Origin of the sequence: Flavobacterium sp., assembly GCF_027482425.1 — a bacterium.
GTDB lineage: Bacteria > Bacteroidota > Bacteroidia > Flavobacteriales > Flavobacteriaceae > Flavobacterium.
Genome location: NZ_JAIXWA010000008.1, coordinates 1 through 18871 on the forward strand (window position 1 = coordinate 1; position 18871 = coordinate 18871).

Below are 18871 nucleotides of genomic sequence, written 5' to 3' on the forward strand. Positions count from 1 at the left end.
AACTTTTCTACTTAATCAACGTCAATTCTTTGCCAAGCGTAGCGACTTAGTGTTCTTAAAAACTTCGCGAACATTGCGCTTACTTTGCGTCTTTGCGGTTAAACTTTAATCATGAAGAAAATTAAGAGTTTAAGCCACTTAAAACAATTCTTAATTCCTTAATTTTAAAAAAGTAATCCAACCTGAAACTTGACACGAGGCTTTAGCCGATTGATGGAACGAAGCGGAATAAACCTGAAACTTGAAACTACAAACCCGAAACGCATAATTCATAATTTATAATTCATAATTCCTATCTACCTTTGCCAAATGGAAGACAAAAAAGACATTCGAGCGCTCACCAAAGACCAATTGCGTGATTTTTTTGTAGCACAAGGCGATCAAGCCTTTCGGGGAAACCAAGTCTATGAATGGTTATGGACCAAAGGCGCCCATAAGTTTGACGACATGACCAATGTGTCTAAAGCAACCCGAACGTTGTTGGAAAACCATTTTGTCATCAACCACATTCAGGTCGATCAAATGCAACGCAGTGCTGACGGTACGGTCAAAAATGCAGTGCGTCTCCACGACGGTTTGGTTGTCGAAAGTGTTTTGATTCCCACCGCTACCCGCACCACGGCATGTGTATCGAGTCAGGTAGGGTGTAGCCTCGATTGCAATTTCTGTGCTACCGCGCGTTTGAAACGCATGCGCAATTTGCAACCCGATGAAATCTATGACCAAGTCGTTGCTATCGATCGCGAGAGTCGGTTGTACTACAACCACCCGTTGTCTAATATCGTATTTATGGGCATGGGTGAACCCCTTATGAATTACCCCAACGTGATGAAAGCCATCGAGAAAATCACCTCCGATGAAGGCTTGGGGATGTCTCCCAAACGCATTACCGTGTCGACCTCGGGGATTCCGAAGATGATTAAAAAAATGGCCGACGACGGCGTGAAGTTCAAATTGGCGGTCTCCTTGCATTCCGCCATCGAAAGCACCCGCAACAAGATTATGCCGTTTACTACCAATTTTCCACTCACGGACTTGCGGGAGAGTTTAGAGTATTGGTACCAAAAGACCAAAAGTAAAGTCACTTACGAATACGTAGTGTGGCGCGGTATCAATGACAATCGTGAAGCTGTAGAGGCTTTAGTGAAGTTTTGTAAATACGTGCCGTGTAAGGTCAACTTAATTGAGTACAACCCAATCGACGATGGCGAATTTCAACAAGCCTCCGAAGAAGCGATTCAAGCGTATATCGACGCTTTAGAGCGCCATGATATTGTTGTAAAAGTGCGCCGCAGTCGAGGCAAAGATATCGATGCCGCTTGTGGGCAATTGGCCAATAAATCGTAAAAAAATGTCTAACCTTAGCAAAGACGTTTTTTTAAATTATTCTACCCTTTTTAAATTCCCATTCCTCTTAAGATTGTTTTATAATGCTATTTTTTTTGGTTATACAACTTAGATTACGAACGTTAAAAAAAGTTTAATGCCAATTCAAAAAACATTGCGGCCCATAGGATTGTTGTATCTTTGGAGTCGATGAATGTTACGGCGCAAATCAAGCAACCCATCCAAGAGGAAATGGAACTTTTTGAAACCAAGTTTCGAGAGTCGATGTCCTCCAAAGTGGCATTGCTTAACCGCATTACTCATTATATCGTCAACCGAAAAGGGAAGCAAATGCGTCCCATGTTTGTGTTTTTAACCGCCAAAATGCTCCACGAGGGAAAAGTCAACGAGCGTACCTACCGCGGGGCGAGTGTTATCGAGTTGATTCATACCGCGACCCTTGTTCACGATGATGTAGTAGATGATAGCAACCGACGCCGTGGGTTTTTCTCCATCAATGCCTTATGGAAAAATAAAATTGCCGTTTTGGTAGGCGATTATTTGTTGTCCAAAGGGTTACTGCTCTCCATCGATCATGGTGATTTTGATTTGTTGCGTATTATTTCGGTGGCCGTTCGCGAAATGAGTGAGGGGGAGTTGTTGCAAATTGAAAAAGCACGCCGTCTCGATATTACGGAAGCAATTTACTACGAAATCATTCGTCAGAAAACCGCTACATTGATTGCTGCTTGTTGTGCGTTGGGGGCCCGTTCGGTATCCGATGATGATGTGGTAGTCGAACGCATGCGAAAATTCGGGGAGTTGATCGGGATGGCTTTTCAAATCAAAGACGACCTGTTTGATTATACCGACGATGCCATCGGGAAACCTACGGGGATTGATATTAAGGAACAAAAAATGACCTTACCCCTAATTTATGCACTCAATCACTGTTCTTCTTCAGAAAAAAGTTGGTGCATTAATTCCATTAAAAACTACAACAAAGATAAAAAGCGGGTGAAAGAGGTCATTCAATTCGTAAAAGATAAAGGCGGACTCACCTTTGCCGAACAAAAAATGACCGAGTTTAAATCGGAAGCATTACTCCTTTTGCAACATTTTCCAGTCTCACCCTACAAAGAAAGCTTGGAGTTGATGGTCAATTACGTCACCGAGCGCAAAAAATAATTTATTTTTATACTGCTCATAGTCAAAAGGTTAAAAATATTTTTTAAAAAAAATCACTTTTTTTACCAAGTGATGCAACCCTTTTTAATCCATTCACGTCTTACCCAATAGAAACCCTAAGGAACAAACGAATATGAAGGTGATCAACCTCCATAACGACGAAAACGAATGGATTGCCCTGGCGCTCGAAAACAACCGTCATGCGCAACACCAACTCTATACGAAGTTTGCTCCGAAGATGCTAGGCGTTTGTCGTCAGTATTGCAAAGACCTACATCAAGCCGAGGATATCATGATCACTGCGTTTATGAAGGTGTTTGCCAATTTGAAGCATTTCCAACACAAAGGCAGTTTTGAAGGATGGATACGTCGCATTATGGTTAATGAATGCATTTCGTTTTTGAGGGTGCAAAAGAAAGTGCGGTTTATGGATGATGAAACCTATTTTGAGGAAACCCATAACCAAATTGAAAGTCAGCTCACCCTAGACGAGATTCAGTTTCTCATTGATCAACTGCCCGACGGGTATAAAATGGTGTTCAACCTGTATTGTATCGAAGGGTATAAACACCAAGAGATTGCTCAGCTGCTCAACATCAGCGAAGGCACCTCCAAATCACAGTTATCACACGCAAGAAAAATGTTGCAACAGCAACTTAACCTTCAAAAAAAATATACCAATGGCACCGAATAATTGGGAAGAACAAATCAAACAAGGCCTTCAAGGGCGTGAAATCCAGCCCTCAGCGCAAGCTTGGGATCGCTTGGATGCCATGTTGACCGTGGCCGAAGAAAAAAAAACCAAGCGTCCGTTTGGCGTTTACTTTCGCTATATGGCAATTGCGGCCTCCGTTTTGGTTTTGCTTTCGCTCGGGATTTATTTTGCCTCCAACCTCCCGGCTCCGGATGCGAATATCCCTACCGGAGTCACTCAAAAGGAAGGCAGTAACGCTGTAACCATCCCAACCGATACAGTTCCAGCCGACCTTCCCGTTGACACACGCCCACCAACCGAGGCCGTAGCCGTGCAACCTACCAAAACCCAACCCAATGGGATGAATAGCAAGTCGACTGCTCCGCAACACAACAAAAGAAGCATCAATCAGTACACAATACCCACTACCGAAAGTTATGCAGCAACTGCAGTACCTGCACCACAAACGGTAGTGCCAAATCCGCTCGTGAATTCTCAAACGATAGCGGGTGTAACCAAAACAGCGGTGGCAGTGGCCCCACCACAGTTGGCAAAAACCACGATCAAGGTAGATGCCACTAGTTTATTAAATCAGGTTGATGGCGAACTCAATCAGTCGTTTCGCGAGCGCATGTTTGACCGTCTTAACCGCAATTATCAATCAGCTAAATCCGCTTTAGCCACCCGAAACCAGGAGTAACAATCATTCATCAAAAAACAAAAATCACTACGTCATGAGAACTTTTATTTTTTATTTGGCCTTAATCCTTTGTGCGATCACATCAAAATTAACGGCGCAAGAAACCTTTGAGTCCAAAGCACGGGCCATTGCCGACAAAATCGAGCAAGTGACCTTGGAGGAAAAATTAGCGCTAAAAACCGCTCTTGAAGCCGTAAATGTTCGTTTGGAAAAAGGCGAAATCAAAGCAGCGCAAGCCGCCACAGAGAAGCAAGTCTTAGCCACCGAAACGGCAGCCAAAATTGAATCACGCGTCAATTCGTTAAACGATGAGCTCCGCCTTTTAGTGCAAAACAAAGTCGACGGGAAGTTGGCTACCCGCGATACTGTGCACATCGATGGCAAGTTTTTTTCTATCCACTTTGGGAATCATGAAAAAAATAAGAAACAGTATACTTTCCGTGGTGAAAAACGTACTACTTCGCAGTTTGTTTTTGCCATCGGTTTAAATAATGTAGTCACCGACGGCTCGGTAGAAAACTCCGATTTCCGCTTCGCTGGTTCCCGCTTTTACGAATGGGGCTTTACTTACAACACGCGTTTATTTAAAAATGACAACTTATGGCATGTCAAATACGGAATGTCATTGATGTACAACGATTTGCGACCCACCGACAATCGTGTATTTGAAAAACAAGGCGATCAAACGGTATTGGTAACAAGTCCCGTGAATTTGGAAAGTGCTCGTTTCCGAAATGTGTATTTAGTTGCTCCGTTGCATTTGGAGTTTGATTTTTCCAAAAAAGAAGTGAAAGACGATAAAACACTATTCCGTACGCACAAAAGTTTGCGCTTGGGTGTAGGAGGCTATGCTGGAATTCGCATCAAGTCAAAACAAAAAACGGAGTATGAAATCGACGATATGGATTACGATCAAAAGGTGAAAGGCGATTTTAATGCCTCCAATTTTATCTACGGTTTGAGTACCTATATCGGATATCGTGAAACGAGTTTGTATTTGAAATACGATTTGAATCCATTGTTCCAAAACAATGCCATCAAACAAAACAACATCTCCTTGGGCGTTCGATTCGATCTCAATTAACGCACATAACGATAGGATGTGAGGAGAAAAGACGCTTTATGTAAGGCGTCTTTTTTGTATTTTTACCCGTTCCTAAACAAAACAAAGGTGATAACCAAAGAAACGATCGATAAAGTGTATGACGCCGTTCGGGTGGAGGAAGTTATTGGTGACTTCGTACAGCTCAAACGTGCGGGTAGTAATTTCAAAGGCTTAAGTCCTTTTTCCGACGAACGTACGCCCTCGTTTATGGTATCGCCAGTGAAGCAAATTTGGAAGGATTTTAGTACAGGGAAAGGAGGGAATGCGATAGCTTTCATCATGGAGCACGAGCATTTTTCGTATCCAGAAGCCATTCGTTATTTGGCCAAAAAATATAACATCGAAATTGAAGAAACGCAACGCACCGATGAGGAGCGAGAGGCGATGAACGAGCGCGAGAGTATGTTTTTGGTGACCGAATTTGCCGCCCAGTATTTTCAACAACAATTGTGGGACACCGAAGAGGGCAAAGCAATTGCATGGACCTATTTCAAGGAACGCGGATTTACCAACGATACCATTAAAAAGTTTGGACTGGGCTATTCTCCCAATACTTGGGATGCTTTGACCAAGGAGGCCCAGGCCAAGGGCTATCAATTGGAATTTCTCGAAAAAACCGGATTGACCATTGTGGGAGAAGATAAAACTTTTGATCGCTTCAAAGGCCGCGTCATGTTTCCCATACAGAGTTTGTCGGGACGTGTTTTGGGATTTGGGGGTCGTATTCTCACCAACGACAAAAAAGCAGCCAAATATTTGAACTCGCCCGAAAGCGATTTGTACCATAAAAGTAAGGTGTTGTATGGAATTTCCCACGCCAAACAAGCCATTGCCAAAAACGACCGCTGTTATTTGGTTGAGGGATATACTGATGTAATTCAAATGCATCAAGCGGGAATCGAAAACGTGGTAGCTTCCTCGGGGACAGCGTTGACCCCCGATCAAATTCGGTTAATCAGTCGTTTGACCAAAAATATCACCGTTTTATTTGACGGTGATGCCGCAGGATTACGTGCGTCTTTGCGTGGGATCGATTTGATTCTCGAAGAAGGAATGAATGTAAAAGTATGTTCGTTTCCCGATGGGGAAGACCCCGATAGTTTTGCCAAGAAAACGCCCTTACAAGATTTGTTGGCGTATCTCGATACCGAAGCCAAGGACTTTATACAGTTTAAAGCCTCATTGTTGATGCGGGAAGCCCAAAATGATCCTATTAAAAAAGCTGAAATGATTCGGGATATGGTGGTGAGTATATCCAAAATTCCCGATCGCATTAAGCGTGAGATTTATATCCAAGAGTGTTCCCGTATTATGGACATTTCTGAGGACGTGTTGTTTAATACCTTGGCGCAATTGCTCAAGAAAGAGGTGGATGCTTTAGGAAAACAACAAAAAGAAGCCCAGAAAGCGTTTGAAGTGCACCGCAATGAAACCCCCGAGCAACCCACAGCAGGGGTAGATATTCAGCATCTTTTGGAACAACGTATTATTGAAATACTCTTGTTGTATGCAACCCAAGAAGTTGATTTTGAAGATGTCTTGTTGAAAGCCGATGAACGAGGGGAAATGGTTGAGGTACGTGAATGGAACCGATACAAGGTTTTTCATCGTATTTATTTGAGTTTACAAGAAGACGAAATTGAATTAGCCCATCCCGGTTTCAAACAAATTTATGACGATGTGATTGCCTATTTGCACCAGAATGAGCAATTTGATTTGGATCAGTATGTGGCACAATTGCCTCCCGAGCTTTCCGCTACGGTTACGGGAATATTAATGCAAGAAGAGCGCGAATTTTTACACAATTGGGAATCCAAGAACATCTTGGTGAAAGATAAAATGCAAGGAATAGCCCAATATGTTACCGAAACCATCCTTACGTTGCGGTGGTATTGGGTGAACAAAATCATCGATGAGCTCAAAAAAGAAATCAGCCCGGAGGCTGATTATGATAATTCAAATACATTAGAGATGATCGTCGACTACTTAGGTTTGACGAGTGTCTTTTCTAAGAAATTAGGTCGAGTAATCTCACGCCATAGTCTCCATTAAACGATATCTAAGGTTTTCGCTTTGTTGACCAAGTCGACCAAGTTGGTTACGTTTAATTTTTGTAATAAACGCAATTTGTAGGTACTGATCGTTTTTTCGTTAAGATTTAAAATCTTAGAAATTTCATTGTTTTTCTTTCCGTCGGATAAATAACGTAACACCTCAATTTCGCGGTTGGAAAGTTTACGATATACCCGTTCGGTTTTATTTTGTTTGGCGATGAGGGCCAAGTTCTTTTTGATGTTTTCACTCATCATTACCAATCCTTGGTGAACACGGATGATGGTGGTACCAAGCGTTTCCAATTTAGAGCTTTTGTGAACATAACCAGCAGCGCCTGCTTTAATAGCATTAGGAGCGTAAATTTGTTCGTTAAGGCTGGAGAAAACAAGGACTTTCGTATTGGGAAAGTTTTTAATAATCGCTTTTAGCTCGTAAATACTTTTCAGGCCATCCAATTCTAGGTCGATGACCAATACGTTGATCTCACGGTTCCTAAGGGCGTCGGGGACCATGTAGAAGCTACCTACATTGGAAACCACCGCGATTTCGGGATGATCCCTGAAATACGATTTGACCCCGTAATGAACCACGGGTAAATTGTCGGCTAGACAAACTGTAATCATAATTTAACGTTTTAGAGTGTGTTAGGGTAACTTAATTTTTTGCCTTTTTTTATTCCAAAATACTGAAGATCTTCGGTTTAGCTTAAAGCTTCCGGAAGGACACAAACAGGAATTGGTTCCATTTTATGTCGGTTGGCGCGGTTGAGTCGCTGATAAATGGTAAAGACTTCTAGCTCACGGCCTGTAAAAGCATCGGCTTGTTTGCCTTTTTCCTGTTCGCGCATCGCCCATTCCAGTTCGTCATAACTAGCGCCCAATTGATCTTCATCGGTTCGGTTGTCCCCAAATAATCCATCCGTTGGAGCGGCGAGCTGAATTGATTCAGGTATTTGTAAATAGTTTCCAAGTGCGTAGACTTCACTTTTCATTAAATCGGCAATCGGACTAAGGTCCACACCGCCATCTCCGTACTTGGTATAAAAGCCCACGCCAAAATCTTCTACTTTATTGCCGGTTCCAGCGACCAAACGGCCGTGAATCCCTGCCAAATAATATAAAGTAGTCATTCGCAAACGTGCTCTCGTGTTAGCCAATGATAAAAAGTAGGCTTTTTCATCGGAACTCGAGGGGACTTCTTTTTTAAATTGTTCAAAAACAAGCGTTAAATCCACTCGCGTTGAAGACACATTAGGAAATCGCTGTTGCAATTGTGCTATGTGCTCTTGAGCGCGATTGACTTGGCTGGCTGCTTGGTGAATCGGTAACTCCACACACAAGGTAGGAAGGCCCGTTTGGGCACACAGTGTGGAAGTTACAGCAGAATCCACGCCGCCTGAGATTCCTACTACAAAGCCTTGGACTCGAGCCTTTGTTGCATAATCCCGCAACCACTGCACTATGTAGTCGTTCACAAGAGCTGGATTAAACACGTTTTTATTTGTCATTACTTCGGTGATGAAAAGTATTGTATCTCACGTATATTTGCAAAAATATTAATTTATACGAATTACAATACTTGTTCGTTTTGAATTAATTGACAAAGAAATTAACCATATTAGAACGTTTTCTTCATTTACGTAAAGGACGAAGGTAAGGTTTTATTTACGAAAGAAAAATTAATTTTTGTAGGAATGAAAAAAATGATAGGATTGTTTTGTGTAGGACTCGTTGTAGCTGCCTGTGATCCGAAAGCAAAGGTGGAGAGAGAAGTGGAGGCTATACCCGTTGCCACGAAACTTAACCGATTTGAGCAAGCGTTTTATGAATCAAAACCAGCTGATTTGGTAAAGGTAAAACAACAATATCCTGAGTTTTTCCCTCAAGACGTACCCGATTCGGTATGGGTTAATCGCTTACAAAACAAAGATTGGCAAGCGCTTTACCGCGAAGTTTCTAAACGCTATAAAGACTTTAGTGCCGAGCAAACGGAAATTGACGATGTGTTTAAGCATGTCAAATATTATTTTCCTAAAGTCAAAGAACCGGCTATCTACACTGCCATCGGCGAAATGGATTACCTCAATAAAGCCATTTACACCCAGGATAAGTTAATTGTCTCCTTAGAAATGTATCTCGGGAAAAACCACCCCTTTTATGCAGGCATTCCGCAGTACATTCGCGACAATTTTGAGCCGCGTCAAATGATTCCCGATGTGGTTGCTGCCATTGGTTTTCGAGTGATTCCCAAGTCGCGTAAGGCCGATTTTTTGAGTTTGATGATTGATGCCGGAAAAGAATTGTACCTCAAAGATCTTTTGATTCCTGATTATACCGATGCGGAGAAAATCGGATATACGCCCAAGCAACTTCAATTTTGCCAAGAAAATGAAGCTTACATTTGGGAGAATTTTGTGCAAAACAAATACCTCTACAGTACCGATAGTAAATTGCCCAACCGTTTTATCAACATGGCTCCTTTTTCCAAATTTTATCTAGAAATTGACAACGAAACGCCAGGGCGCATTGGCCAATGGGTAGGATGGCAAATCATACGATCGTTTGTTGAAAATAATGAAGAGGTTACCCCCAAAGATTTGCTCGCCATGGAGGCACATCGTATCTTTGAACAATCCAAATACAAACCCAAAAAGAATGAGTAAGCAAACCTTTACTTCGGAAATAAAAGTCAATGTAACCCTCGATGAAAATCGTATTCCCGAGGCCTTGAGTTGGACCGCTATTGATGGTGGAGTGGAAAATGCGGGCGCCAAAGCGGTCTTGTTGTCGTTGTGGGACAGTAAGCAAAAAGAAACGCTGCGTATTGATTTGTGGACGAAAGATATGCCAGTGGATGAGATGAAAATCTTTTTTCATCAAACGCTCGTAGCGATGGCCGATACCTATCAGCGGGCGACCCAAGACGATAAAATGGCCGATTCGATGCGGGACTTCTCTGATTTCTTTGCCGAAAAATTAAATTTGAAGGGGTAACATTAGCGTACTGATGTGCGCTGTAAATCCTTCATCCCTTTCGCATAGGCTTTCAGTAATAATTTGCGCGCATCGACGCTAAACTCCCATCGTTCACCTCCGTGAAGCGCCGTGCTTGTAGTGCTTCCCGTAAATCGTTTGGAGTACAACAGGGTTTGTTTTTTAAGGTCGTAACATTCCAAGGTAACATGCGCCAGATTTTGTTTCTGCGTTTGCTGCAAACGGGAGTTATAATTTAGGGAGCCCATTTCATTTTTGGCAATGACGGCTTTACATAGAATCACATAATCGCAAGTAGGAACCCCCAAGGCCAATTGCTTCAATGCGGGTAATTTCATTTGTATCTTGGCGTCTTTCGGAATGATCGCGCTTTGTATTTGATGGGGAAAATAAATGCGATCGCCCAAAATTGCTTTGAGATCGGTTTGTATTGCGGTATTTAAGGTTCCATATACATCGGGCGGACAATCAATTTCCAACAGCAACCAATTGCCCGAACGGAAGTCCACCCCGCCTGCAGGTCCCTGCGAAAGCACGGAGTATTTGGGGAGATTACAACCTGATAAAAGGATAAGGAAAAGGGTGCATAAAGTGCATGGAATGGCTTGTAAAATAGATTTTTTCATGGCAATAGTTTAAGGAAATGGCGATTTGCGAATGGTTTCATTGATGGATTCGATGTAAGTCAATAGCTCTTCACGCCCCACTTTGGTTTCAGAAGAAGTAATAAAATAAGGGGGCATTTCTTCCCAATTTTCGGCTAACAGTTTTTTTCGGTATGCTGCCACATTTGATTCGGCTTTCACTCGGGTAATTTTATCCATTTTGGTAAAAACCAAGCAAAAAGGGATGCCGTTTTCCCCCAAGTAATTGATAAATTCCAAATCGATTTTCTGGGCTTCCAAACGCACGTCAATCAAGACAAATGCACTCACCAATTGGGTTCTTTTTTCAAAATAATCGGTGATAAATTTTTGAAAAGTTGCTTTGGTAGATTTAGATACGCGCGCATACCCATACCCAGGCAAATCGACCAAAAACCAATTTTGATTGATTTTAAAATGATTAATAAGTTGGGTTTTTCCGGGTCGACCCGAGGTTTTAGCCAAATTTTTATGGTTGGTCAACATGTTAATCAGCGAGGATTTCCCCACATTGGAGCGCCCAATAAAAGCATACTCGGGAAGCGGTTCCTGTGGGCATTTACTCACCACAGAATTGCTGATGATAAATTCGGCGCTATTGATTTTCATGAATTATAAACCTTCTTTTTTCAGCCACGTTTCCAAATGCTGATTGAATGCCTCGGGTTTTTCCATCATTGCGGCATGACCACATTGATCAATCCAGTACAGGTCTGAATTAGGCATCAACTTGTGGAATTCTTCAGCGACTTCAGGGGGAGTAACGCGGTCATTTTTTCCCCAAATAATACAGGTTTTTACATGCATTTTAGGCAAATCTTTCCCCATATTGTGACGTATTGCACTTTTGGCAATCGTGAGTGTTTTCAAAACTTTTATACGGTCATTTACAATAGAAAATACTTCATCTACCAATTCAGGAGTGGCCATTTTTGGGTCGTAAAACACATCTTCGGTTTTCTTTTTAATGTACTCGTAATCGCCGCGTTTGGGATAACTATCTCCCATGGCACTTTCATACAAGCCAGAACTCCCGGTAATTACCAAGCCGGCTACTTTCTCGGGATACATTTTCGTATGATATAAGGCAATATGCCCACCCAATGAATTGCCCAAAAGAATGACCCGTGAGTATCCTTTGTAAGTAATAAAATCCTTAACGTATTTCGCAAATGCTTTTACGTTGGTTTTTAGAATGTTTTGCGTGTATAGAGGTAATTCAGGAATCACCACTTTAAAGCCTCGGGTTGAAAAGTGATCAGCAACGGCTTTAAAATTACTCAATCCGCCCATCAATCCATGCAACACCACTATAGGTGTGCCTTCTCCAGCTTCATAATATTGGTATTTACCTTCTTTTTTTGCGCTTACATCCATAATGAATCCTACGATTTTGCTTGGTTACAAATATAGTTTTTTAAACCTAATATCACAGTGCTTCATCCATTATTTGAGGTTATGTTTCTGTTGTATTTCGATTTTTAAAGTCCAAAGGCTAATGTTCTTGGAATCAAGGCATCACTTTTTAAAAGAATTTCAAAACTGTTAAATCAACCCTTGGGTTTTCAATAGTTGCCGCCAAATAACAACACAAAATGTGATTTTTTCAACCATTATTCACAAATGCTAAACTTTTGGTAAAAGAACCTATTCCGTGTTCCTCTTGGATTTTGCTTTGCAGTGGTAAAACTTATCAACAAAGTGGAGTAAAGTGGTAAAATGTGGTAAAATCTTTCCTATTTTTGTTCCCATACATCCGATTTCGCATAATGAACGCATTAATAGGGACATACGAGTGTAAAGTTGACGCCAAAGGAAGGCTTTTAATGCCTGCGCCTTTGAAGAAGCAACTTGCGGCTGTACTTCAGGACGGTTTTGTACTGAAGCGCTCGGTATTTCAACCTTGTTTGGAGTTGTATCCTATGGCGGAATGGAATCTGATGATGCAAAAAATCAACAAGCTTAACAAGTTCGTCAAGAAAAACAACGACTTTATCCGGCGCTTTACGGCGGGGGTTAAAGTGGTGGAAATCGACAACTTGGGTCGCTTATTAGTCCCCAAAGACTTAACCGCTTTTGCCCAAATCTCCAAAGATGTAGTCTTATCATCGGCGGTTCATATCGTCGAGATCTGGGATAAAGACTTGTATGAAAAAGCAATTGATGATTCTGTCGTTGACTTTGCAGATTTGGCCGAAGATGTAATGGGAAATGTAAACGACGATGATCATGGACTATCATAACCCCGTATTGTTGCAGGAGACCGTAGATGGTTTGGCAATTCGTCCCGATGGCGTCTATGTTGACGTGACCTTTGGGGGCGGGGGACATTCGCGTGAAATTTTACGACGTCTGGGTTCGGAGGGAAAACTTTTTGCTTTTGACCAGGATGAGGATGCTTGGGACAATGCTTTGGAAGATTCACGTTTTACCCTGATTCCTGAGAATTTCCGATACCTTAAACGCTTTCTTCGGTTTCATGGTATTCGTGCCGTCGACGGGATATTGGCCGATTTAGGGGTTTCATCGCATCAGTTTGATGTGCCTGAGCGTGGATTTTCCACTCGTTTTGAGGCTAAATTGGACATGCGGATGAGTCAGCAAAATGAATTAGACGCCTATCAAGTCATCAATACCTATGACGAAAGTGCATTGCGCAGTATGTTTTTGCTGTATGGCGAACTCAAGCAGGCTCCCGCTTTTGCACGAACGATTATCGAAGCACGCAGTCAAAAACCAATTGAAACCACTGCCGATTTGAAACAGGTTTTGGCCAAATATTTACCTGCTCATTTGAGTAATAAAATTTTGGCACAAATCTATCAAGCTATTCGTATTGAAGTGAATCAAGAGATGGAAGTGCTAAAAGATTTTTTGACACAATCGTTGGAAGTATTGCATCCTGGGGGACGATTGAGTGTGATTTCGTATCATTCTCTGGAAGATCGTTTGGTTAAACGCTACATTAAAAACGGCATGTTTGATGGCGAACCTGAACGCGATTTCTTTGGAAATTATTCGGTGCCTTTCAAAACCATAGGGAAACTCATCGTACCCAGTGCCGCAGAAATTAGTACGAACAATCGTGCGCGAAGTGCGAAACTAAGAATAGCAGAAAAATTAGGATGAAACGAGGAATTTACAGCTTGCTAAAAGCCCGATTTCTAGTGGATGAATCCGCGTCACAAAACTGGCGGTTTATCCTTTTTCTGATTTTATTGGCCATTATCATGATTGCCAATACCCATCGGTATGAACAAAAGGTGTTTCGCATTGCCGAATTGAATAATGAAGTGAAAGAATTGCGCTCTCGTTTTGTTGATCGCCGTTCGCAATTGATGAAGCTCCGTATGGAGTCGACCATTTCACAAAAAATGGAAACACGAGGGATTAAGCCTTCCCCCGTGCCTCCACAAAAGATAACCGTAACCAAAAAAGAATCGAAAGGATTTTGGAGTTCCCTATGGCAGGAGTAAACAACGATAAAGCACTTTCTTACCGAACCTACCTTACAGCGTTAGGTCTTCTCCTCATGGCAATCGCTATCGTGGTAAAATTGACCAATATCCAGTGGGTAGAAGGGCCGTATTACCGAAAATTGGCAAAAGAACGTTCGGTAAAAACCTTCGTTATTCCCGCTAATAAAGGCAATATTTATTCCGCCGACGGAAGTTTGTTAGCTACTTCCATTCCCAATTACACCATTCGATTTGATGCAATGGCGCCTAAATTAGAGGATTTTGAAGCCAATGTCTCCGATTTATCACAAGCTTTGTCCAAGATGTTGGGCAAACCCGCCTCACACTACCAAGATATGTTGCGCAAAGCACGCGCCAATAAAAACAGGTATTTGTTTATCGCCGATGATTTGACGTATACCCAATACATGGACTTCAAAGCGATGCCCTTATTCAACAAAGGAGCCTACAAAGGCGGTATGATTGTTGAACAACACACCGTTCGGGAACATCCCATTGGTAAAGTGGCCGAAAGGACTATCGGTTACGAACGCGTATTGGAGGATGGCACCGTAAAACGCATTGGAATTGAAGGTGCATTTAGCAAGTATTTACGTGGGGAAGACGGTAAAATATTGAAACAAAAAATTGCCAAAGGACAATGGAAACCCATTCGCGATGAAAATGAAAAAGAACCCCGCGACGGTTATGATGTAATTTCAACCATCGATGTTTTCATTCAGGATATCGCCCACCATGCCTTATTAAAACAATTGGAAGAATACGGCGCTGAACACGGCTGTGTGGTAGTTATGGAGACCAAAACGGGCTATGTACGTGCGATTTCCAATTTGGGCCGCGATGAAAAATCGGGCAACTATTACGAAACCATCAACTATGCGGTGGCGGAGTCGCACGAACCCGGTTCGACCTTCAAACTAGTGGATATGATTGCCTTGCTGGAAGATAAAAAAGTAGACACGAGTAAGGTGTATGATACCAATGGAGGGGTTATAACGTATCGAGGTAAAAAAGTTAAGGACTCAAATAATAAGGGCTACGGAAAAATTTCATTAGCGCGCGGATTTGAAGTTTCCTCCAATACGGTCTTGGTACAAGCGGTGTATGAAAATTATAAAAACAATCCCAAACAGTTCGTCGATCGCTTAGACCGTATGGGGTTAAACAAACCTTTGGGACTCCCGTTTGAAGGTGAAGGTAAACCCTATATTCCGAAACCAGGGGAAAAAGGGTGGAGTGCTATTGCTTTGCCTTGGATGGCTTTTGGGTACGGGGTTTCAGTGACACCGCTTCAAACGTTAACCTTGTACAATGCCATCGCCAATAATGGAGAAATGGTTAAGCCTCTTTTTGTCTCAGAAATTAAGGAATGGAACAATACAATTAAGAAATACAACAAAGAAGTATTGAATCCACGCATTTGTTCTCCCGAAACGATTAAAAAGTTGAAAGCTGTGATGGAGAATGTGGTCAAACGCGGCACGGGTTCAAAGTTGTATTCCAAAGATTTTTCTATGGCGGGAAAAACGGGAACCGCGCAAGCCAATTACGGTAAAAATGGGGGTAATGAAAAGCATTACATTTCGTCATTTGTGGGCTTTTTCCCTGCTGATAAGCCAAAGTATTCGTGTATCGTCGTGGTGCACAAGCCCAATACGTCCAACAACAATTATTATGGCGCCGATGTGGCGGGTCCAGTTTTCAAACGTATTGCGCAAAAGATTTTTACCGATGCGCCTGCCATGAATAAAGTTCACAATGTGGAGGCCAAAATTGCCCGTCAAGAGCAGCAATACAACGCTTACTATCAACAGTTGCAAAAAGCCAAGAATACCATGCCCAATTTAAAAGGCATGCCCGGGATGGATGCGATTGCTTTATTAGAAAACATGGGATTGAAAGTTAAAGTCAAAGGAGTTGGGAAAGTGAAGTCCCAATCGTTGCGACCAGGAGAAATTCTCCAAAAAAATACACCAATCACGCTAGAATTATCCTAATGCAACTCAAAGATTTACTCTACCGCGTAGCTTTAGAATCGGTTAAAGGACCGACCGATATTCCTGTGGCTAAGATTGAATTCGATTCCCGAAAAGTTACCCCAGGGGATGTATTCGTAGCTTTACGCGGGACGCTCGCTAACGGCCATGATTTTATTGAAAAAGCGATCACTTTAGGTGCCGTAGCGGTGGTATGTGATACACTGCCCGAAACCCTTTTACCACAAATCACTTACATCCAAGTGGCCGATACCAATACGGCTTTGGCATGGATGGCCAACAACTTTTATGATAATCCTTCCACCAAATTACAATTGGTAGGGGTAACGGGGACTAATGGCAAGACTACCATTGCAACATTGTTGTATCAGTTGTTTAAAAAGGCAGGATTTAAAGTTGGTTTACTTTCCACCGTAAAAGTAATGGTCGATACCCACGAGTATCCAGCCACACATACCACGCCCGATTCCCTGACGATCAACCGGTATTTGGCTGAAATGGCCGAAGTGGGTTGTGAATATTGTTTTATGGAAGTTAGTTCCCATGGTGTCCACCAAAAACGAACCGAAGGATTGGTGTTCAAAGGGGGCGTTTTTACCAATCTAACTCATGATCATTTAGATTACCACAACACCTTTGCCGAATACCGAGATGTAAAAAAATCATTTTTTGATCACTTGCCCAAATCAGCTTTTGCTTTAATCAACATTGACGACAAAAATGGTGCCGTCATGGTGCAAAATACGGGGGCTCGAACCCTTACATATGCCTTGAAATCAATGGCCGATTACAAAGCACAGGTGTTGGAAAATCAGTTGTCGGGTTTGCTTTTAAAAATCAACGAGCAAGAAGTTTGGGTCAAATTAATCGGGTCCTTTAATGCCTACAACGTGTTGGCTATTTATGGGGTTTCCATCGAGTTGGGACTCGAAAAATCAGAGGCTTTGCGTCTTTTGTCCGAATTGGAAAGTGTTTCTGGACGCTTTCAGTTTGTGGTTTCGCCCAACCATATTACAGCTATCGTCGATTATGCCCATACCCCCGATGCCCTAGCCAATGTGCTTAAAACGATTGGCGACATTCGTACCCGCAACGAGCAATTGATTACTGTGGTCGGTTGTGGTGGCGATCGCGACAAAACCAAGCGTCCGATTATGGCCAATATTGCTGCGGAACATAGCGATAAAGTCATTTTCACCTCAGATAATCCACGCACGGAAGACCCGCAACAAATCGTAACCGAGATGGAAGCTGGTGTGGAACCCCAATATTTCAAAAAAACCCTTTCGATTTTAGATCGAAAACAAGCCATAAAAACCGCATGTCAAATGGCTCAACCCCACGATATTATTTTAATTGCTGGTAAAGGTCACGAAACCTACCAGGAAATAAACGGGGTGCGCCACGATTTTGATGATTTAAAGATTGTTACCGAATTCCTCCAACGCTTAAATTCCTAACCCATGCTTTACTATTTATTTGATTATCTCGATAAACAATTGGATGTGCCTGGCGCAGGGGTGTTTCAATACATCACCTTTCGCTCGGCTTTAGCGCTCATTCTTTCGTTAATGATTTCGACCATTTACGGAAAGAAAATCATCACTTTTTTACGTAACCAACAAGTGGGTGAAACCATTCGAGAGCTGGGTTTGGAAGGGCAAACACAAAAGGCAGGAACACCAACAATGGGAGGGTTAATTATCATTATCGCGACACTTATCCCCGTTTTGTTGTTGACCAAATTAAATAACATCTATGTAATTCTTTTGGTGGTAACCACCCTTTGGATGGGAACTATTGGCTTTATTGACGATTACATCAAGATTTTCAAAAAGGACAAACAAGGGTTGAAAGGAATTTTTAAAGTCATCGGTCAAGTCGGTTTGGGATTAATTGTTGGCTCAGTCCTGTATTTTCACCCGGGTGTAACGGTGCGCGAAAAATCGACGGCACCTGTTACGTTCAATCAAACGCAAAACACGATTGCACCCGCAGCCAAAGAAATCAAATCAACCACAACGACCATTCCGTTCATGAAAAATAATGAATTGGAATACGCACAAATTTTAAAACCATTTACCGACGATTACCATCAATGGGCTTGGTTGGTGTTTATACCGATTGTGATTTTTATCATCACGGCGGTTTCCAATGGCGCCAACCTAACCGATGGGATTGATGGTCTCGCGGCAGGTACATCGGCCATATCGGTGCTCGCGTTAGGAATTTTTGCATTCATCTCCGGAAACATCATATTATCGAGCTATCTAAATGTTATGTACATCCCTAATTCGGGAGAAATGACGGTGTTTATTGCTGCTTTTGTGGGCGCCTTGGTCGGTTTCCTTTGGTACAATTCCTATCCCGCTTCGGTGTTTATGGGCGATACGGGAAGTCTTACCATCGGCGGAATCATTGCTGTACTTGCTATTTCTGTTCGAAAAGAAATGCTTTTGCCCGTTTTGTGTGCCATTTTCTTTGCTGAAAGTGCCTCGGTAATCATTCAGGTATCCTATTTCAAGTATACCAAGAAACGATTTGGCGAGGGGCGACGGGTTTTTCTGATGTCGCCTTTGCACCATCATTATCAGAAAAAAGGCTACCATGAAAGTAAAATCGTAACCCGCTTTTGGATTGTTACGATTATGCTCGCTATTGTTGCTATTGTCACCTTAAAATTACGCTAG

At 42.2% G+C, this 18871-nt stretch carries 19 protein-coding genes; 14 read left to right on the plus strand and 5 right to left on the minus strand.

Going from position 1 to position 18871, the window contains the following annotated elements; translation table 11 throughout:
- The first annotated feature begins 309 nt into the window (after positions 1–309).
- The 6 genes from rlmN (at position 310) to dnaG (ending at position 7065) form a co-directional block, all read left to right on the plus strand.
- On the plus strand, positions 310–1347 hold the full coding sequence (rlmN, locus tag Q0037_RS00385; protein WP_297513697.1) for a 23S rRNA (adenine(2503)-C(2))-methyltransferase RlmN: 1038 nt from the start codon (positions 310–312) through the stop codon (positions 1345–1347).
- 189 nt (positions 1348–1536) lie between these two features.
- On the plus strand, positions 1537–2514 hold the full coding sequence (locus Q0037_RS00390) for a polyprenyl synthetase family protein (RefSeq protein WP_297513700.1): 978 nt from the start codon (positions 1537–1539) through the stop codon (positions 2512–2514).
- A 133-nt stretch (positions 2515–2647) separates the two neighbouring features.
- The gene (locus Q0037_RS00395; RefSeq protein WP_297513702.1) at positions 2648–3208 is read left to right on the plus strand and encodes an RNA polymerase sigma factor; all 561 of its coding nucleotides are present in this window, start codon (positions 2648–2650) and stop codon (positions 3206–3208) included.
- On the plus strand, positions 3195–3908 hold the full coding sequence (locus Q0037_RS00400) for a hypothetical protein (protein WP_297513705.1): 714 nt from the start codon (positions 3195–3197) through the stop codon (positions 3906–3908). Before Q0037_RS00395 ends, Q0037_RS00400 begins: the two co-directional genes overlap by 14 nt.
- Positions 3909–3942: 34 nt before the next feature.
- Positions 3943–4992, plus strand: coding sequence for a hypothetical protein (locus tag Q0037_RS00405; RefSeq protein ID WP_297513708.1), 1050 nt, complete (start codon positions 3943–3945; stop codon positions 4990–4992).
- A gap of 87 nt (positions 4993–5079) precedes the next feature.
- Positions 5080–7065, plus strand: a complete 1986-nt coding sequence (gene dnaG, locus Q0037_RS00410) for a DNA primase (RefSeq protein WP_297513711.1) — start codon at positions 5080–5082, stop codon at positions 7063–7065.
- On the opposite strand, the gene Q0037_RS00415 is transcribed toward dnaG, so the two are convergent.
- The gene (locus Q0037_RS00415) at positions 7062–7691 is read right to left on the minus strand and encodes a response regulator transcription factor (RefSeq protein WP_073363056.1); all 630 of its coding nucleotides are present in this window, start codon (positions 7689–7691) and stop codon (positions 7062–7064) included. The two genes, dnaG and Q0037_RS00415, sit on opposite strands and share 4 nt — an antisense overlap.
- Before the next feature lie 77 nt (positions 7692–7768).
- Complete coding sequence (gene nadE / locus Q0037_RS00420) at positions 7769–8575, minus strand: NAD(+) synthase (RefSeq protein ID WP_297513717.1); 807 nt, start codon at positions 8573–8575, stop codon at positions 7769–7771.
- 186 nt (positions 8576–8761) lie between these two features.
- On the opposite strand from nadE, the gene gldB reads away from it, so the two are divergent.
- Both gldB and gldC read left to right on the plus strand, forming a co-directional pair.
- Positions 8762–9730 (plus strand): gliding motility lipoprotein GldB, encoded by a 969-nt coding sequence (gldB, locus tag Q0037_RS00425; RefSeq protein WP_297513720.1) that lies wholly within the window; start codon positions 8762–8764, stop codon positions 9728–9730.
- Positions 9723–10061, plus strand: coding sequence for a gliding motility protein GldC (gene gldC / locus Q0037_RS00430; RefSeq protein ID WP_297513723.1), 339 nt, complete (start codon positions 9723–9725; stop codon positions 10059–10061). The genes gldB and gldC overlap by 8 nt, the downstream gene beginning before the upstream one ends.
- Positions 10062–10063: 2 nt before the next feature.
- Here gldC and Q0037_RS00435 read toward each other — a convergent pair whose 3' ends face one another.
- The 3 genes from Q0037_RS00435 to Q0037_RS00445 are packed head-to-tail and all read right to left on the minus strand — an operon-like array spanning position 10064 to position 12082.
- Positions 10064–10687 carry a hypothetical protein gene (locus Q0037_RS00435; protein ID WP_297513727.1) on the minus strand — a complete coding sequence of 208 codons (624 nt, stop codon included), beginning with the start codon at positions 10685–10687 and terminating at the stop codon, positions 10064–10066.
- Between the two features lie 9 nt (positions 10688–10696).
- A complete protein-coding gene (gene yihA, locus Q0037_RS00440; protein WP_297513729.1) occupies positions 10697–11314 on the minus strand; it encodes a ribosome biogenesis GTP-binding protein YihA/YsxC in 618 nt (205 codons plus the stop codon).
- 3 nt (positions 11315–11317) lie between these two features.
- Entirely contained in the window at positions 11318–12082 is a 765-nt protein-coding gene (locus tag Q0037_RS00445) for an alpha/beta hydrolase (protein WP_297513732.1), read from the minus strand.
- Positions 12083–12474: 392 nt separating this feature from the next.
- Here Q0037_RS00445 and mraZ point away from each other — a divergent pair, with 392 nt between their 5' ends.
- Genes mraZ through mraY form a run of 6 tightly spaced genes read left to right on the plus strand, consistent with a single transcriptional unit; the run spans position 12475 to position 18871 of the window.
- Positions 12475–12948, plus strand: a complete 474-nt coding sequence (mraZ, locus tag Q0037_RS00450) for a division/cell wall cluster transcriptional repressor MraZ (protein WP_073363067.1) — start codon at positions 12475–12477, stop codon at positions 12946–12948.
- Positions 12935–13834 (plus strand): 16S rRNA (cytosine(1402)-N(4))-methyltransferase RsmH, encoded by a 900-nt coding sequence (rsmH, locus tag Q0037_RS00455; RefSeq protein ID WP_297513736.1) that lies wholly within the window; start codon positions 12935–12937, stop codon positions 13832–13834. Before mraZ ends, rsmH begins: the two co-directional genes overlap by 14 nt.
- Positions 13831–14181 (plus strand): FtsL-like putative cell division protein, encoded by a 351-nt coding sequence (locus tag Q0037_RS00460; RefSeq protein WP_297513739.1) that lies wholly within the window; start codon positions 13831–13833, stop codon positions 14179–14181. Before rsmH ends, Q0037_RS00460 begins: the two co-directional genes overlap by 4 nt.
- A complete protein-coding gene (locus Q0037_RS00465) occupies positions 14169–16181 on the plus strand; it encodes a penicillin-binding protein (protein ID WP_297513742.1) in 2013 nt (670 codons plus the stop codon). The genes Q0037_RS00460 and Q0037_RS00465 overlap by 13 nt, the downstream gene beginning before the upstream one ends.
- Positions 16181–17641 (plus strand): UDP-N-acetylmuramoyl-L-alanyl-D-glutamate--2,6-diaminopimelate ligase, encoded by a 1461-nt coding sequence (locus Q0037_RS00470; protein WP_297513745.1) that lies wholly within the window; start codon positions 16181–16183, stop codon positions 17639–17641. Before Q0037_RS00465 ends, Q0037_RS00470 begins: the two co-directional genes overlap by 1 nt.
- Before the next feature lie 3 nt (positions 17642–17644).
- Entirely contained in the window at positions 17645–18871 is a 1227-nt protein-coding gene (gene mraY, locus Q0037_RS00475) for a phospho-N-acetylmuramoyl-pentapeptide-transferase (RefSeq protein WP_297513748.1), read from the plus strand.

Bases quoted from the DNA above. Each gene is read 5' to 3' on its own strand.
- Q0037_RS00435 (WP_297513727.1), bottom strand. From the start codon at position 10,687: ATGAAAAAATCTATTTTACAAGCCATTCCATGCACTTTATGCACCCTT.
- Q0037_RS00445 (WP_297513732.1), bottom strand. From the start codon at position 12,082: ATGGATGTAAGCGCAAAAAAAGAAGGTAAATACCAATATTATGAAGCT.
- Q0037_RS00400 (WP_297513705.1), top strand. From the start codon at position 3,195: ATGGCACCGAATAATTGGGAAGAACAAATCAAACAAGGCCTTCAAGGG.
- yihA (WP_297513729.1), bottom strand. From the start codon at position 11,314: ATGAAAATCAATAGCGCCGAATTTATCATCAGCAATTCTGTGGTGAGT.
- Q0037_RS00465 (WP_297513742.1), top strand. From the start codon at position 14,169: ATGGCAGGAGTAAACAACGATAAAGCACTTTCTTACCGAACCTACCTT.
- gldC (WP_297513723.1), top strand. From the start codon at position 9,723: ATGAGTAAGCAAACCTTTACTTCGGAAATAAAAGTCAATGTAACCCTC.
- mraZ (WP_073363067.1), top strand. From the start codon at position 12,475: ATGAACGCATTAATAGGGACATACGAGTGTAAAGTTGACGCCAAAGGA.
- Q0037_RS00390 (WP_297513700.1), top strand. From the start codon at position 1,537: ATGAATGTTACGGCGCAAATCAAGCAACCCATCCAAGAGGAAATGGAA.
- Q0037_RS00415 (WP_073363056.1), bottom strand. From the start codon at position 7,691: ATGATTACAGTTTGTCTAGCCGACAATTTACCCGTGGTTCATTACGGG.
- Q0037_RS00470 (WP_297513745.1), top strand. From the start codon at position 16,181: ATGCAACTCAAAGATTTACTCTACCGCGTAGCTTTAGAATCGGTTAAA.
- Q0037_RS00395 (WP_297513702.1), top strand. From the start codon at position 2,648: ATGAAGGTGATCAACCTCCATAACGACGAAAACGAATGGATTGCCCTG.
- Q0037_RS00405 (WP_297513708.1), top strand. From the start codon at position 3,943: ATGAGAACTTTTATTTTTTATTTGGCCTTAATCCTTTGTGCGATCACA.
- rsmH (WP_297513736.1), top strand. From the start codon at position 12,935: ATGGACTATCATAACCCCGTATTGTTGCAGGAGACCGTAGATGGTTTG.
- Q0037_RS00460 (WP_297513739.1), top strand. From the start codon at position 13,831: ATGAAACGAGGAATTTACAGCTTGCTAAAAGCCCGATTTCTAGTGGAT.
- nadE (WP_297513717.1), bottom strand. From the start codon at position 8,575: ATGACAAATAAAAACGTGTTTAATCCAGCTCTTGTGAACGACTACATA.
- gldB (WP_297513720.1), top strand. From the start codon at position 8,762: ATGAAAAAAATGATAGGATTGTTTTGTGTAGGACTCGTTGTAGCTGCC.
- rlmN (WP_297513697.1), top strand. From the start codon at position 310: ATGGAAGACAAAAAAGACATTCGAGCGCTCACCAAAGACCAATTGCGT.
- mraY (WP_297513748.1), top strand. From the start codon at position 17,645: ATGCTTTACTATTTATTTGATTATCTCGATAAACAATTGGATGTGCCT.